General features: G+C 54.0%; 16 protein-coding genes. 4 read left to right on the top strand and 12 right to left on the bottom strand.

The features are described 5' to 3' along the window. The first annotated feature begins 20 nt into the window (after positions 1-20). The 3 genes from tdcD (at position 21) to I6L74_RS05435 (ending at position 4,140) form a co-directional block, all read left to right on the top strand. Positions 21-1,229 carry a propionate kinase gene (gene tdcD / locus I6L74_RS05445; protein WP_059177391.1) on the top strand — a complete coding sequence of 403 codons (1,209 nt, stop codon included), beginning with the start codon at positions 21-23 and terminating at the stop codon, positions 1,227-1,229. Positions 1,230-1,244: 15 nt separating this feature from the next. Then, positions 1,245-3,539 carry a formate C-acetyltransferase gene (gene pflB / locus I6L74_RS05440; RefSeq protein WP_059177392.1) on the top strand — a complete coding sequence of 765 codons (2,295 nt, stop codon included), beginning with the start codon at positions 1,245-1,247 and terminating at the stop codon, positions 3,537-3,539. A 190-nt stretch (positions 3,540-3,729) separates the two neighbouring features. Beyond that, positions 3,730-4,140, top strand: coding sequence for a Spy/CpxP family protein refolding chaperone (locus I6L74_RS05435; RefSeq protein ID WP_059177393.1), 411 nt, complete (start codon positions 3,730-3,732; stop codon positions 4,138-4,140). Between the two features lie 46 nt (positions 4,141-4,186). On the opposite strand, the gene I6L74_RS05430 is transcribed toward I6L74_RS05435, so the two are convergent. After that, complete coding sequence (locus I6L74_RS05430) at positions 4,187-4,888, bottom strand: pirin family protein (RefSeq protein ID WP_059177394.1); 702 nt, start codon at positions 4,886-4,888, stop codon at positions 4,187-4,189. A gap of 104 nt (positions 4,889-4,992) precedes the next feature. Between I6L74_RS05430 and I6L74_RS05425 the strand changes: the two genes are divergently transcribed. Next, the gene (locus I6L74_RS05425) at positions 4,993-5,889 is read left to right on the top strand and encodes a LysR family transcriptional regulator (RefSeq protein ID WP_015960542.1); all 897 of its coding nucleotides are present in this window, start codon (positions 4,993-4,995) and stop codon (positions 5,887-5,889) included. Between the two features lie 37 nt (positions 5,890-5,926). On the opposite strand, the gene I6L74_RS05420 is transcribed toward I6L74_RS05425, so the two are convergent. The 11 genes from I6L74_RS05420 to I6L74_RS05370 form a co-directional block, all read right to left on the bottom strand. Next, positions 5,927-6,292 (bottom strand): DUF805 domain-containing protein, encoded by a 366-nt coding sequence (locus I6L74_RS05420; protein ID WP_059177395.1) that lies wholly within the window; start codon positions 6,290-6,292, stop codon positions 5,927-5,929. A 119-nt stretch (positions 6,293-6,411) separates the two neighbouring features. Further along, positions 6,412-7,398, bottom strand: coding sequence for a glutathione S-transferase family protein (locus I6L74_RS05415; RefSeq protein WP_059177396.1), 987 nt, complete (start codon positions 7,396-7,398; stop codon positions 6,412-6,414). A gap of 68 nt (positions 7,399-7,466) precedes the next feature. Continuing rightward, positions 7,467-7,859, bottom strand: a complete 393-nt coding sequence (locus tag I6L74_RS05410; RefSeq protein WP_059177397.1) for a DoxX family protein — start codon at positions 7,857-7,859, stop codon at positions 7,467-7,469. A gap of 248 nt (positions 7,860-8,107) precedes the next feature. Next, positions 8,108-8,404, bottom strand: coding sequence for a YqjK-like family protein (locus tag I6L74_RS05405; protein WP_059177398.1), 297 nt, complete (start codon positions 8,402-8,404; stop codon positions 8,108-8,110). Beyond that, a complete protein-coding gene (locus tag I6L74_RS05400) occupies positions 8,401-8,799 on the bottom strand; it encodes a phage holin family protein (RefSeq protein ID WP_015960537.1) in 399 nt (132 codons plus the stop codon). The genes I6L74_RS05405 and I6L74_RS05400 overlap by 4 nt, the downstream gene beginning before the upstream one ends. Positions 8,800-8,801: 2 nt before the next feature. Then, complete coding sequence (locus I6L74_RS05395) at positions 8,802-9,107, bottom strand: ElaB/YgaM/YqjD family protein (protein WP_015960536.1); 306 nt, start codon at positions 9,105-9,107, stop codon at positions 8,802-8,804. Between the two features lie 29 nt (positions 9,108-9,136). Continuing rightward, a complete protein-coding gene (locus I6L74_RS05390; RefSeq protein WP_059177399.1) occupies positions 9,137-9,505 on the bottom strand; it encodes a DUF1090 domain-containing protein in 369 nt (122 codons plus the stop codon). 152 nt (positions 9,506-9,657) lie between these two features. Further along, positions 9,658-10,041 (bottom strand): EnvZ/OmpR regulon moderator MzrA, encoded by a 384-nt coding sequence (mzrA, locus tag I6L74_RS05385; protein ID WP_059177400.1) that lies wholly within the window; start codon positions 10,039-10,041, stop codon positions 9,658-9,660. Position 10,042: 1 nt separating this feature from the next. Further along, the gene (yqjA, locus tag I6L74_RS05380) at positions 10,043-10,705 is read right to left on the bottom strand and encodes a DedA family general envelope maintenance protein YqjA (RefSeq protein ID WP_059177401.1); all 663 of its coding nucleotides are present in this window, start codon (positions 10,703-10,705) and stop codon (positions 10,043-10,045) included. A 348-nt stretch (positions 10,706-11,053) separates the two neighbouring features. After that, positions 11,054-11,830 carry a transcriptional regulator ExuR gene (gene exuR / locus I6L74_RS05375; RefSeq protein WP_015960532.1) on the bottom strand — a complete coding sequence of 259 codons (777 nt, stop codon included), beginning with the start codon at positions 11,828-11,830 and terminating at the stop codon, positions 11,054-11,056. A gap of 128 nt (positions 11,831-11,958) precedes the next feature. After that, positions 11,959-13,257, bottom strand: coding sequence for an MFS transporter (locus tag I6L74_RS05370; protein WP_041689534.1), 1,299 nt, complete (start codon positions 13,255-13,257; stop codon positions 11,959-11,961). Positions 13,258-13,547 lie beyond the last annotated feature (290 nt).

Raw genomic sequence — 13,547 nt, 5'->3', positions numbered from 1 at the left:
AGGAAGAGCGGAGTAAAGACATGATTGAGTTTCCGGTTGTACTGGTCATTAACTGTGGATCGTCTTCTGTGAAGTTTTCGGTGCTTGATGCGGCAAGCTGTGAGGCGCTGATCACCGGCATCGCGGATGGTGTTAACACGGAAAACGCCTTTATATCCGTGAACGGGGGCGAGCCAGCATCGCTGGCTCGCAAGGACTACGAAGGGGCGCTGGCTGCCATCGCCCTGGAACTGGAAGCGCGCGATTTGATGGGCAGCGTGGCCTTAATTGGCCACCGTATCGCTCACGGTGGCAGCGTGTTCAGTGAGTCCACCCCGATCACTGACGAGGTCATCGACCAGATTCGTGAGATTTCCCCGCTGGCCCCGCTACACAACTACGCCAACCTCAGCGGCGTGGAAGCGGCAAAGCATCTTTTCCCGGGCGTCCAGCAGGTGGCGGTCTTTGATACCAGTTTCCACCAGACGCTAGCGCCGCAGGCATATTTATACGGCTTACCGTACCGCTATTTCGAAGAGCTGGGCGTGCGCCGTTACGGTTTCCACGGCACGTCACATCGTTACGTCGCCCAGCAGGCGTATTCCTTGCTGAATATTCCACAGCATGACAGCGGCCTGGTGATTGCTCACCTCGGCAATGGCGCATCCATTTGCGCCGTGCGTAACGGTGAAAGTGTCGATACCTCAATGGGCATGACGCCGCTGGAAGGGCTACTGATGGGCACGCGTTGCGGCGATGTGGATTTTGGCGCGATGGCGTGGATTGCCCAACAGACCGGCCAGACCCTGGACGATCTGGAACGCGTGGTGAACAAAGAGTCTGGCCTGTTGGGGATCTCGGGCCTCTCTTCCGATCTGCGTACGCTTGAAAAAGCGTGGCATGCCGGGCACGAGCGCGCGCGATTAGCGATTGAGACGTTTGTGCATCGCATCGCGCGGCATATTGCCGGGCACGCCGCGTCACTTCACCGTCTGGACGGCGTGATCTTTACCGGTGGCATTGGCGAGAACTCAACGCTGATCCGCCAGTTGGTGACGGATCGCCTGAAGGTTTTCGGCATCACATTGGATCCGCTGAAAAATGCCCTACCGGGCAGCGCTGGCGAACGAATCATCACGACGGATGATTCATGTGTGCCGTGTGCCGTCATCCCCACTAACGAAGAAAAAATGATCGCGCTGGATGCCATTCGTCTTGGAAAGGTTCATTCAGCCGCTGTTTACGCCTGATACAGAGAGAAAATCATGAAGGTTAATATAGATATCAGCGCGACGCCGTACAGCGACGCGTGGGCCGGGTTCCGCACCAATGAATGGCAAAACACGATCGATGTGCGTGATTTTATTCAGCACAACTATACCCCATACGAAGGCGACGAATCCTTCCTTGCGCAGGCGACGCCTGCTACGACGGCGCTGTGGCATAAAGTGATGGACGGTATTCGACAGGAAAATGCCACGCATGCGCCGGTCGATTTCGATTTGAACGTCGCCACCACCATCACCGCTCATGCGCCTGGTTATATCGACAAGGATCTCGAAACTGTCGTGGGTTTGCAGACGGATAAACCGCTGAAGCGCGCGCTGCATCCCTACGGCGGGATCAACATGATCCGCAGCTCCTTCGAAGCCTACGGACGTGAAATGGATCCGCAGTTCGAATATCTGTTCACGCATCTGCGTAAAACACATAACCAGGGCGTATTTGACGTCTATTCGCCGGATATGATGCGCTGCCGTAAATCGGGTGTGCTCACCGGCTTGCCGGATGGCTACGGTCGCGGGCGTATTATTGGTGATTACCGCCGCGTAGCGCTGTACGGCATTCGCTATCTGGTACGCGAGCGCGAACTGCAGTTTGCCGATCTCCAGTCGAAAATGGAGCGTGGCGACGATCTCGAAGCCACGATCCGCCTGCGCGAAGAGTTGTCTGAGCACCGCCGCGCGCTGCTGCAAATTCAGGAGATGGCGGCGAACTACGGCTTTGATCTCTCGCGTCCAGCCATGAACGCACAGGAAGCGGTGCAGTGGCTGTACTTTGCCTATCTGGCCGCGGTGAAATCGCAAAACGGCGGGGCGATGTCGCTCGGTCGCACGGCGACATTTATCGATATTTATATTGAGCGCGATATGCAGGCAGGACGCCTGAATGAGATCCAGGCGCAGGAGCTGATCGACCATTTCATTATGAAGATCCGCATGGTGCGCTTCCTGCGTACCCCGGAATTCGACACGCTTTTCTCTGGCGATCCGATTTGGGCGACGGAAGTGATCGGTGGCATGGGGCGGGATGGCCGCACGCTGGTGAGTAAATCATCGTTCCGCTATCTTCATACGCTGAACACGATGGGGCCTGCGCCGGAGCCGAATCTGACGATCCTGTGGTCAGAAGAGTTGCCGATTGCTTTTAAAAAATATGCCGCACAAATGTCGATTGCCACCTCATCGTTGCAGTACGAAAACGACGATCTGATGCGAACCGACTTTGACAGCGATGATTACGCCATTGCCTGTTGCGTCAGCCCGATGGTGATTGGTAAGCAGATGCAGTTCTTCGGTGCGCGCGCCAACCTCGCCAAGATCCTGCTGTATGCGATCAACGGCGGTGTGGATGAAAAGCTGAAAATCCAGGTCGGGCCGAAAACCGCGCCGCTGCTGGACGATGTGCTGGATTACGACACGGTGATGGCGAGCCTGGATCACTTCATGGACTGGCTGGCGGTGCAATACATCAGCGCGCTGAATCTCATTCACTATATGTATGATAAATACAGCTACGAAGCCTCGCTGATGGCGCTGCATGACCGCGACGTGCATCGCACTATGGCCTGCGGGATCGCCGGGTTATCCGTTGCAGCCGATTCGCTGTCCGCTATCAAATACGCGACGGTCCAGCCGGTACGCGACCATACCGGTCTGGCGGTGGATTTCGTTATCACCGGGGAATATCCGCAGTACGGTAATAACGACGATCGCGTGGACAGCATCGCCTGTGACCTCGTTGAGCGCTTTATGAAGAAAATTCAGGCGCTGCCAACCTATCGCAACGCCGTGCCTACCCAGTCGATACTGACCATCACCTCTAACGTGGTGTACGGGCAGAAGACCGGCAACACGCCGGACGGACGCCGCGGCGGCACGCCGTTTGCGCCAGGGGCGAACCCGATGCACGGGCGTGACCGCAAAGGGGCGGTGGCGTCGTTAACGTCGGTGGCGAAACTGCCGTTCACCTACGCCAAAGACGGGATTTCGTATACGTTCTCTATCGTGCCGCAGGCGCTGGGCAAAGATGAGGGCGTGCGCAAAACCAACCTGGTCGGGCTGCTGGATGGGTATTTCCACCATGAAGCGTCCATTGAAGGCGGACAGCATCTGAACGTTAACGTGATGAACCGCGAAATGCTGATGGATGCGATTGAGCATCCGGAGAATTACCCGAACCTGACGATCCGCGTTTCAGGCTACGCGGTGCGCTTTAATGCGCTCACTCGCGAGCAGCAGCAGGACGTGATTTCGCGGACCTTCACCCAGGCGATTTAACGCCTGGCGAGCCGACAGGCCCCCTTCCGGTAAGGGGGCTTTTTTGTGCGCAAGAACACTCCAGGCCGCGAAAAATAGGGCCTCTCCGCATTTACATACAAAATTGTTTATATACTTCATCACAGATCGACATCCGTAATTGAAAAATACTTCCCGTGTTTTTTACTGACAGATAATTAAGGATTGTGAGATGAGAAAAATTTTCCGTATCGCGCTGATGGCGATAACTCTGGCGGGCTTAACTGGTGTGGCGCAGGCGGTAGAGGTGGCAACTGCGCCGGAGCCTGCTCAGGATCCCCTCGTTCAGCAGCTGAAACTCAGCAACGATCAGATTACGAAGATTAAAGCGCTGCACAAGCAGCTGGAAGCCGACGTCTTTAACATCCCAACGGATAGCGTAAAAAATGGCTCCTTGATTAACGTGATCCAGTCAGGTAAATGGGATGAGAAAGCGGTCAGAGAGCAGCTGGCTGCGTTTAGCCATATTGAAGAGCAGGCGCGTTACTATCGTATTAAATATTACTTCGATGTGAGCCAGATCCTGACTCCGGAACAGCGCGCTGAGGTTCGCTCACAGTTCGCGCAGGCCATGAGCCGATAAGCTGTCAGCGCTGGCCGGGAAAGCTTACGCAAACCCGGCCCCTGACTTAAACCGGCAAATCAATCAGCAGCGCGCGCAGCGGCGTGTCGGCGACCAGCGTAATATTCGCTTCATCGCGAATAAACGCCCCATCACCGCAGGTGAGCGCTTCTTTCTCTTCCGTGTGCGTCAGCGCATGTACTGTGCCGTGAATCGATTGCAGATAGGCGCGTGGACCGTGAAGCTGGAAGCTCGCCTGTTCCCCTTTCTTCAGCTCGATATGATGCAGCCATACCTGCTGGCGAAGTTGCAGGCTACCGTGACTCCCATCAGGTGAGGCGATCACTTGCTGCTTTTCGCCGCTCAGATTGATCTTCTGCACGGCCGGATTTTCACGTTCTGGACAGGCATCGAGCCACAGCTGCATGCGGGTCAGCGTTTTATCTTTGCTGAGGTTATGCTCGCTGTAACTTATGCCCGGTTGGGTTGAAATCAATAACGCTTCACCCGCTTTCGCCTGGACGTGATGGCCCTCGCTATCGCGATATTCTGCTTCACCTTCGAGGATCAGATTCAGGATATCCACTTTCGGATACGTACGTGGCTGGAAAGACGCGCCCGGAGCGAGCACTTCCTGATTCAGCACGCGCAGTGAGGCGTAACCGAGCAATTTGGGATCAAAGTAGTGTCCAAAGGAAAAGGTGTAGCGGGCCTGCAGCCAACCAAAATCGGCTTGTCCGCACTGTTTTGCTGTTCTTGTCGTAATCATAAAACTGACCTCTCTTTACACTAAAACAATGGTAAAGGTATGGACGCTTCATTGTTAGCCAGATATTCTGCCCGGTATGTTCAAATTTCCTGAATGAGAACGAGATGGCAAAAGAAAGGGCATTGACGCTTGAGGCGCTTCGCGTGATGGACGCGATCGACAGGCGTGGCAGCTTTGCCGCTGCGGCAGACGAGCTGGGGCGCGTTCCGTCTGCGTTGAGCTACACCATGCAGAAGCTTGAAGAAGAGCTGGACGTGGTGCTATTTGACCGCTCCGGTCACCGAACAAAATTCACCAATGTGGGGCGTATGCTGCTGGAGCGCGGGCGTGTTCTGCTGGAAGCAGCCGATAAACTGACGACCGATGCTGAAGCGCTGGCGCGCGGCTGGGAAACGCATCTGACGCTGGTCACCGAAGCGCTGGTACCGACCGCCGCATTATTCCCGCTGGTGGAGCGCCTGGCGAATAAAGCCAATACCCAGCTTTCCGTGATTACCGAAGTGCTGGCGGGCGCGTGGGAGCGTCTGGAAACGGGCAGGGCGGACATTGTGATTGCGCCGGATATGCATTTCCGTTCGTCGTCAGAGATCAATTCAAAAAAACTCTATAGCGTGATGAACGTTTATGTCGCTGCGCCGGATCATCCGATTCATCAGGAGCCGGAACCGCTATCCGAAGTGACCCGCGTGAAGTATCGCGGCGTGGCGGTCGCGGATACCGCGCGCGAACGCCCGGTGTTAACCGTCCAGCTTTTGGATAAACAGCCGCGTCTGACCGTGACGTCGCTGGAGGATAAGCGTCAGGCGCTGTTAGCCGGTTTGGGCGTTGCGACGATGCCGTATCCGTTTGTCGAAAAAGATATTGCCGAAGGGCGCCTGCGCGTCGTTAGCCCGGAATACACCAACGAGGTCGATATCATTATGGCCTGGCGCCGCGACAGCATGGGCGAAGCAAAATCGTGGTGTTTACGCGAAATCCCTAAGCTATTTGCGAATAAATGAGAGTATGCCCGGCAGGCGCAACGCCGCCGGGCAAGAATTATGCGAGACGTTTAGGATCGGGTCCAAAGCGGTTTTCACCCGGCGTGCCGTTCTGACAGCAGAAGACCAGAATCACCAGCCAGCCGATAATCGGGATCAAAATCAGCAGTAACCACCATGCCGAACGGTCGGTGTCATGCAGTCGGCGGAACAGTACCGCCCAGGATGGCAGAAAGACCAACAGCGCATAAATAGTGGTGAGAATGCCTTCGCCGCCCGCGCGCTCCCAGCCCAGGATCCTGTCGACAATCCCTATCACCATGGCGAGAACAAAGTTCACCAGCATGAACATCCAGTACTCTTTGCGACGGGCGCGACCGCCAAATCCCACATAGTTTTTCAGTACTTTTAGATACCAGTCCATTTTTCCCTTCCCTCAATAGCAATTAATCACTTGTTTTTTAAGCGATCACATTAAGCGTAGACGGGAATAAAAGCGTGGTAAAGGGCACCGTTCGCGTGCCCTTTAGGTGACGGTGTCAATCAACCGAAACGCGTATCGCGGCCGTGTGGCTCATCCAGATCCTGCCACGGACCAATGGAAATAATGCCCGTCGGATTGATGGTTTTATGGCTGCGATAGTAGTGGGTGCGGATGTGACCAAAATCGACGGTTTCGGCGATACCCTCCATCTGATAAATATCGCGCAGGAAACCGTAGAGATTCAGGTAATCGCTGATGCGGTGCTTATCGCATTTAAAGTGGGTGACATACACCGGATCGAATCGCACCAGCGTAGTCCACAGGCGGATATCGGCTTCTGTGAGCGTATTGCCCGTCAGATAGCGGTGCTGTCCCAGGATCTGTTCCAGCCGTTCGAGCGATTCAAAGACTTTTGCGACCGCTTCGTCGTAGGCTTCCTGGCTGGTGGCAAATCCGGCTTTATAGACGCCATTATTTACGTTGTCGTAAATCCAGCTGTTGAGCTCGTCGATTTTATCGCGCAGTTCCGGCGGATAGAAATCACCGGCTCGGGCACCGTGCGCGTCAAAGGCGGTATTGAACATGCGAATGATTTCCGCAGATTCATTGCTGACGATGGTTTGATTTTTTTTGTCCCACAGTACGGGGACGGTGACGCGTCCGGTGTAGTGCGGATCGGCGCGCAAATAGAGCTGATACAGAAAGTCGTGATGATACAGGTCATCGCCGGTGGCGGCGGGGAAATCGCTGTCAAAGGTCCAGCCGTTTTCCAGCATCAGCGGATTCACCACCGAAACAGGAATTAACGCGTCCAGCCCCTTTAACTTACGCACCATCAATGTTCGGTGCGCCCACGGACAGGCCAGCGACACATAAAGATGATAGCGGTCTTTTTCCGCCGCAAAGCCGCCTTCGCCCGTTGGACCCGGTGCCCCATCGGCGGTTAGCCAGTTACGGAAAGCCGAAACAGAACGCTTAAAGCGTCCCCCGGTGGATTTGGTGTCATACCAAATGTCCTGCCAGACGCCGTCAACAAGTTGTCCCATTTTTTCCTCCTGTATAAAACACAAAAGCGAGGAGATATCTCCTCGCTTTTTTATTCAGTATAGCGTGCTTACCACTTTTTATTCAGAACACGGTCGATGCTGAATGCGCCAGGACCGGTGATAGCCAGCAGCAGGAAGCCGCCTGCGATGGTCAGGTTTTTCATGAACATCAGGGAGTTCATGCCTTCCGCAAAGTTGCTGTGGAAGATAAACGCGGTCAGCAGCGTGAAGCCCGCGGTGAACAGTGCTGTGGTGCGAGTCAGGAAGCCGAACAGAATCGCCAGACCGCCGCCAAACTCAAGCAAAATGGTCAGTGGCAACAGGAACCCTGGGACACCCATCGCTTCCATATATTGTTGCGTGCCTGCATAACCGGTAATTTTGCCCCAGCCTGCGGTGATGAACAGAATTGGCATCAAAATACGTGCGACCAGAACACCAACATCTTCTAATTTTTTCATTTTACTCTCCAGGGAACCACAATGGCTGCTGATTATTATTTGTGTGCAAATCCGGGTAGATACCGCGTGTTTGCTGTTGATGGAGAGGAGTGTAAACGTGACGAATGACAATTGTTAGCAAGGAAAACTGTCAATCTTCTTCAAAGATATTGAGTAAGGGAGTGGGCGATGATGCCTTACCCGTTTTTCACCTACGGTGTGAGGGCGCAAAAACAAAAAACGGTAACATGCGTTACCGTTTTCTTTTACTAGCGCAACTGCTGTTGACGCAGTGTGGCCTTCACCAGACGCCAGGCGCTCCACGCACCAAAGCCCCGTCTGGCCCAGCGCACGAGCATGCTGGGATGACGAACTGACCAGATCGCCATCACGCTGCTTCCGACCAATGCCCATGAGCGCATGCTAAGAAGCGTGCTCCAGCCACGATCGTAAACACGCGTCACCTCCAGCCAGTCACGGCGACTGGCGGTCAGGTCCAGCCGTTGCTGCTGGATCTGACTCAACAGATACGCTTTGCGCTTCTGACGTTCAGTTTTGCTGCTCACGGCTTGTCATCCTCCAGCAGCGTGCGGTCGTTGGCCAATTCCTGACGGGTATGGCGCAGCAGCGTAGAGGTGCGCGCCTTATGCATCGTCCAGATCCCGCCTATCAGCGCAGCCACCAACAGCACGACTGTTGTCGCAATCATGGCGTTAAGCCGGTACTGCGGATCGATGGCCCAAATGATCAACACCATCAGGCTCATCAGACCAAACGCGGCGAACAGCATGGTGAGTCCCAGCATTAGCAGCATTTGGAAGAGATTGGCTTTCTCCTCTTCCAGTTCCACTACCGCCAGGCGAACTCGCGTTTCGGCAATGCCGACCAGCGTCGTTAGAATACGCTGGCCGATGCCGAGGACGTTTTTTGCAGGCCCCTGTGCGTGACGAGGATCTTCCATAATTAGCGACGCGTCAGCAGAACGCCCAGGACCACACCCACCGCGGCACCGATGCCTACGCCTGTCCACGGGTTATCGCGTACATATTCGTCCGCGCGAGCTGCCGCTTCGCGAGTCTGTTTCGCCAGCGCATCACCGGTTTCACCCAGGCGATAGCGGCTGTCTTTCAGCGCGCTTTCCGCTTTGCTGCGCAGTTTGCTCAGCTCTTCTTTCGATTTATCGGTCGAAGAGTTCAGCACCTCTTCCAGGGTATCGGCCAGGGATTTCAACTCAGCGCGCAGGTGTTCTGAAGTAGTATCTTTAGACATGATTTTCTCCTGTTGAGATTTCCGTTAACTCAATAATCGCGAGCTTCAAGAGCTTTCAGTTCTTCCTGAGCCTCTTTCAACTTTTCTTCGCGCTTTGCAATCTTATCCGCATCACCTTTCTCTTGCGCCTCTTTCAGGTCGTGACGGCGTTCAGCAATCTCTTCCTTTTGTTCAGCGATTTTCTTCTGGTGATCGGCACGCAGCTTGCTGTCCGAACAGTTGGCTTTTACTTCACTTAACGCTTTTTTCAGGCCATCAATGCGGTTCTGATTGTTATGCTTTTCGGCATAACTGATCTCACGCTGAATGTCCTGTTCTTTCTCCTGACAGAGAGAGTTTGCAAAGGAAGCTGTGCTCAAAGAAAAAAGGGCCAAAGCCAGAGTGATGCGGTATTTCATTATAGAAACCTTCCATTGTGTTACGGCGTTTTAAAGAGAATGCCGCGGTCCAGTATCATGCGGAGAACATCTGTGGGTGCTCCGCGTACTTAAGCATAGTAAGTAAACGGGGGAATCACCAAAGTGAGTGAAAAGATTCAGAATATAGGAAATTAACCAAATCGATGCGATGTGTCACGCAGTCGCGTTAACCACACTGCTGTCTGGCTTTGATCGTCCTGCAGCGCAATGATGTAGCCGCGCGGCAGGGAGCGGTCGAGAACGACTTTCGCTGCGGCGCTTTGCGCGCTGGAATCAAACTTAATCAGCAAAACGTCATCCTGCGGCGTGATGCTTTTAAACTGAATGCCGTTCGCATCCAGATGATGCCAGATATAAAAACCGTCAGGGACGCTCGCCCCCTGACTCACAGGGCGAATCGCCAGGGTAGATTCCTGATGCTGAACTGCGGTCCAGACCAGAATCATCGTGCTGAGCAGAACCAGCGCGATTAACCCATAAGACATGCGGCGCAGGGAGAGGGGCGAAATAACCATATTAGCTCCTGGCCCCGTATTTCTTTTTCAACAGCACGTACAGCGAGCCGAGCAGACCAAAGACCAGCAGCACAACCGGGAGCAACATCAGGCAGGACATCAACTGGTCTTCGTATTTCAGGAACACCGGCGTCTTGCCCAGCAGATATCCGAGGCTGGTTAAAATCAGGACCCACAGCAGACCGCTCATCCAGTTAAAGAACTGGAAACGTGCGTTGTTCAGGCCAGACAGGCCAGCGATGGTCGGTAGAAGTGTACGAACAAAAGCGATGAACCGGGCAATCAACAGGGCCGAAAGACCATGTTTATGGAACAGGTGGTGTGCTCGCTGGTGGTAATGCGCCGGAAGATGAGAAAGCCAGTTCTGGACAATACGCGTATTGCCCAGCCATCGTCCCTGGATATAGCTCACCCAGCATCCGAGGCTGGCGGCGATAGTCAGCAGGAGCACGGTCTGGGGGAATTCCATGGCGCCTTTCGCGCACAAAACACCCACCAACACCAGTAAGCTGTCGCCAGGGAGAAACGCAGCGGGAAGCAGTCCGTTCTCAAGGAACAGAATCATAAACAAGACGAAATAGAGCATGCCAATCATGGAGGGATTGGCCAGGGTTTCGAAATCCTGGGCCCATAAGGCATTCAGTAATTGGGTCAAAAGTTCCATTCAGTGTTCCTGGAGATCGGTTAACGTCTCGCCTGTTATCCGGGTCAAACAGCACAGCGACATCGTTTATAATTTCATTATGGTCGCTCGCGGACACATTGTGGTGGCCAGAACTGTTCCCTGTAAAATGGCTAGGTAAGCAAGCACTAACTAATAAATGCAATTTGCATCCAATTGTAACAAAGGCCAACGTACTGCGTCAGAAAATTTGCGCTCGGCTGGATAAATGATTTTGGCTTAACAAACGGAAGGGAAGCGAGGCTTTTTACACAGGCTGACACTATATTTGTTTTACTTACCCCTGCATGCCGGAAGGCGCATCGGTGCGCCCGCCAGCGAAGAGCGTTTCTATTTTGCCTGACTGGATGCCGTATCGAGGTGAACGACGGGATTATCAGCAAAAAGATAGCGGTCTGCATTGAATTCAAAGTCGTCACTGGTTTCGTTGAACAGCATCAGTTTGGTGTTTTCCAGATGCTGCCACATCGCCAGTTTTGCCGCATGCGGATCTTTACGAATCAGCGCCTTAAGAATTTGGTCATGATCGTCACACCAGTTATCCACGGTACGTAAATCGATGTGATCGTGCAGTTTCTTCCAGTACGGGTTATGAACGCGCTGAGTCCACATTTTTTCGACGATTGCCGCAAGAGCCGTATTTTGCGTTGCCAGCGCCACCTGAACGTGGAATTGCAGGTCCCATTCTGAATCGCGGAAGCATTTTTCCTTACGCGCATTGTCCTGGATTTCCATCAATTTCATGATGTCCTGCTTGGTCACCTGCGTAGCGGCAAACTCCGCGATATTACTTTCAATAAGCTGTCGCGCCTGAAGCAGCTCAAACGGACCGTAGCTGGCGAATTCCAGGCTTTCGTCTGGAACAGGGGAATGTTTAGGCAGATTAGAGATCACATGAATGCCGGAGCCTTTGCGCACTTCGACGTAACCTTCCACTTCGAGCATGATAATGGCTTCACGAACCACGGTGCGGCTGACGCTCTTTTCGTCAGCAATAAAGCGTTCTGCCGGGAGTTTATCCCCCACCAAATAGACGCCTTGCTCGATGCGGCTTTTCAGCTCGGCAGCAAGTTGCTGATACAAACGACGGGGTTCAGTGATTTCCATATGCGCTCCAGGCAAGGTACGACGGATGATTTGTTATACCACTTTTGCGAGCCAGTCTCCAGATTTCCCCCTGTTTCGCCATAAAAAAAGCCGCCCGGAGGCGGCTTTAATCAATATTGTGAACGGGGCTAACTTTGTGCGGCGGGCCCACCCACCGAGCTGTTTTGTAGCTCCTCGGCTGACTGGTTTTTCAGTACCGTCCAGATAACGACAGCCCCCATCAGATCGAAGATAGCCAGTACAGCGAACAGCGGGCTGAAGCCGATGGTATCCGCCAGCGCACCGACGACCAGGGCAAACATGGTACTCGCGGTCCAGGCTGCCATCCCGGTCAGGCCGTTGGCGGTTGCCACTTCGTTACGTCCAAAGACGTCAGAAGAGAGGGTAATCAGTGCGCCAGACAGGGACTGGTGAGCAAAACCACCAATACACAGCAGACCAATTGCCACGTATGGGCTGGTGAAGAGACCGATCATGCCCGGGCCAATCATCAGGAGTGCGCCCATGGTGACCACCATTTTACGGGAAACGATCAGGTTCACACCAAACCAGCGCTGGAACAGCGGCGGCAGATAGCCCCCAACGATACAGCCCAGGTCAGCGAACAGCATTGGCATCCAGGCAAACATCGCGATCTCTTTCAGGTTAAAGCCGTAGACTTTAAACATGAACAGCGGGATCCAGGCGTTGAACGTTCCCCAGGCCGGTTCTGCCAGGAAACGTGGCAGGGCAATACCCCAGAACTGGCGGGTGCCCAGGATCTGCCACGGCGTCATTTTCTTGCCATTGTTGGTCTGGTGTTGAGACTCCTGACCGCTAATGATGTATTCACGTTCTTCGTCAGACAGTTTCTTCTGATCGCGCGGGTGTTTGTAGAAAATCAGCCACGCCATCGCCCAGGCAAAGCTCAGTACGCCGGAGATGATGAACGCCAACTGCCAGCTGTGCATCACGATAGCCCACACCACGAGCGGAGGAGCAATCATCGCGCCAATAGAAGAACCGACGTTGAAGTAACCCACGGCGATGGAGCGCTCTTTTGCCGGGAACCATTCGGAACTGGCTTTCAGGCCCGCAGGGATCATTGCTGCTTCTGCCGCACCGACCGCACCACGTGCTAACGCCAGTCCGCCCCAGCTTCCTGCCAGTGCGGTTGCACCACAGAAAATCGCCCAGGTTACGGCGAAGAAGGCGTAGCCCACTTTGGTGCCGAGAACATCCAGAAGGTAGCCCGCAACAGGCTGCATGATGGTATAAGCCGCGGAGTAAGCCGCGATAATGTATGAGTATTGCTGCGTGGAGATATGCAGCTCTTCCATTAGCGTTGGCGCAGCCGCTGCTATGGTGTTACGCGTCAGGTAACCCAGCACGGTGCCGAGCGTCACCAGTGCAATCATGTACCAACGTAACCCTTTAATTTTACGCATGTAAAACCTCATCGTTATAGTATTGCCGCGCCTGAGCACGGTAACATCTCGACCGTTTCCGGGAGCTGTCTTGTAACGGGAGGGCGTAACGGGAAGTGACTCCCGGAACGGCCCGAACCTTGCCATAAGTAATCGTGCATAAGTCGGTATCCGTACCGCTAATTCCGATGTTTAAACACCGGTAATGCATTCCGTCGGCTTATATGTTGCGACGGCGAAAAGATAACTTGTCATACAACTTTAAAAGGTGAGTGACATCACAAAAGCGTGAATCTTAGTGTGGTCATTAT

It is taken from the genome of Lelliottia amnigena, assembly GCF_019047465.1.
In the GTDB taxonomy this organism is placed as follows: Bacteria; Pseudomonadota; Gammaproteobacteria; order Enterobacterales; family Enterobacteriaceae; genus Enterobacter; species Enterobacter amnigenus.
This window is presented reverse-complemented; position numbering and strand designations above follow the sequence as displayed.

Excerpts from the sequence above, each read along its gene's own strand:
- tdcD (WP_059177391.1), top strand. The coding sequence starts at position 21 with ATGATTGAGTTTCCGGTTGTACTGGTCATTAACTGTGGATCGTCTTCT.
- pflB (WP_059177392.1), top strand. The coding sequence starts at position 1,245 with ATGAAGGTTAATATAGATATCAGCGCGACGCCGTACAGCGACGCGTGG.
- I6L74_RS05435 (WP_059177393.1), top strand. The coding sequence starts at position 3,730 with ATGAGAAAAATTTTCCGTATCGCGCTGATGGCGATAACTCTGGCGGGC.
- I6L74_RS05430 (WP_059177394.1), bottom strand. The coding sequence starts at position 4,888 with ATGATTACGACAAGAACAGCAAAACAGTGCGGACAAGCCGATTTTGGT.
- I6L74_RS05425 (WP_015960542.1), top strand. The coding sequence starts at position 4,993 with ATGGCAAAAGAAAGGGCATTGACGCTTGAGGCGCTTCGCGTGATGGAC.
- I6L74_RS05420 (WP_059177395.1), bottom strand. The coding sequence starts at position 6,292 with ATGGACTGGTATCTAAAAGTACTGAAAAACTATGTGGGATTTGGCGGT.
- I6L74_RS05415 (WP_059177396.1), bottom strand. The coding sequence starts at position 7,398 with ATGGGACAACTTGTTGACGGCGTCTGGCAGGACATTTGGTATGACACC.
- I6L74_RS05410 (WP_059177397.1), bottom strand. The coding sequence starts at position 7,859 with ATGAAAAAATTAGAAGATGTTGGTGTTCTGGTCGCACGTATTTTGATG.
- I6L74_RS05400 (WP_015960537.1), bottom strand. The coding sequence starts at position 8,799 with ATGGAAGATCCTCGTCACGCACAGGGGCCTGCAAAAAACGTCCTCGGC.
- I6L74_RS05395 (WP_015960536.1), bottom strand. The coding sequence starts at position 9,107 with ATGTCTAAAGATACTACTTCAGAACACCTGCGCGCTGAGTTGAAATCC.
- I6L74_RS05390 (WP_059177399.1), bottom strand. The coding sequence starts at position 9,505 with ATGAAATACCGCATCACTCTGGCTTTGGCCCTTTTTTCTTTGAGCACA.
- mzrA (WP_059177400.1), bottom strand. The coding sequence starts at position 10,041 with ATGGTTATTTCGCCCCTCTCCCTGCGCCGCATGTCTTATGGGTTAATC.
- yqjA (WP_059177401.1), bottom strand. The coding sequence starts at position 10,705 with ATGGAACTTTTGACCCAATTACTGAATGCCTTATGGGCCCAGGATTTC.
- exuR (WP_015960532.1), bottom strand. The coding sequence starts at position 11,830 with ATGGAAATCACTGAACCCCGTCGTTTGTATCAGCAACTTGCTGCCGAG.
- I6L74_RS05370 (WP_041689534.1), bottom strand. The coding sequence starts at position 13,257 with ATGCGTAAAATTAAAGGGTTACGTTGGTACATGATTGCACTGGTGACG.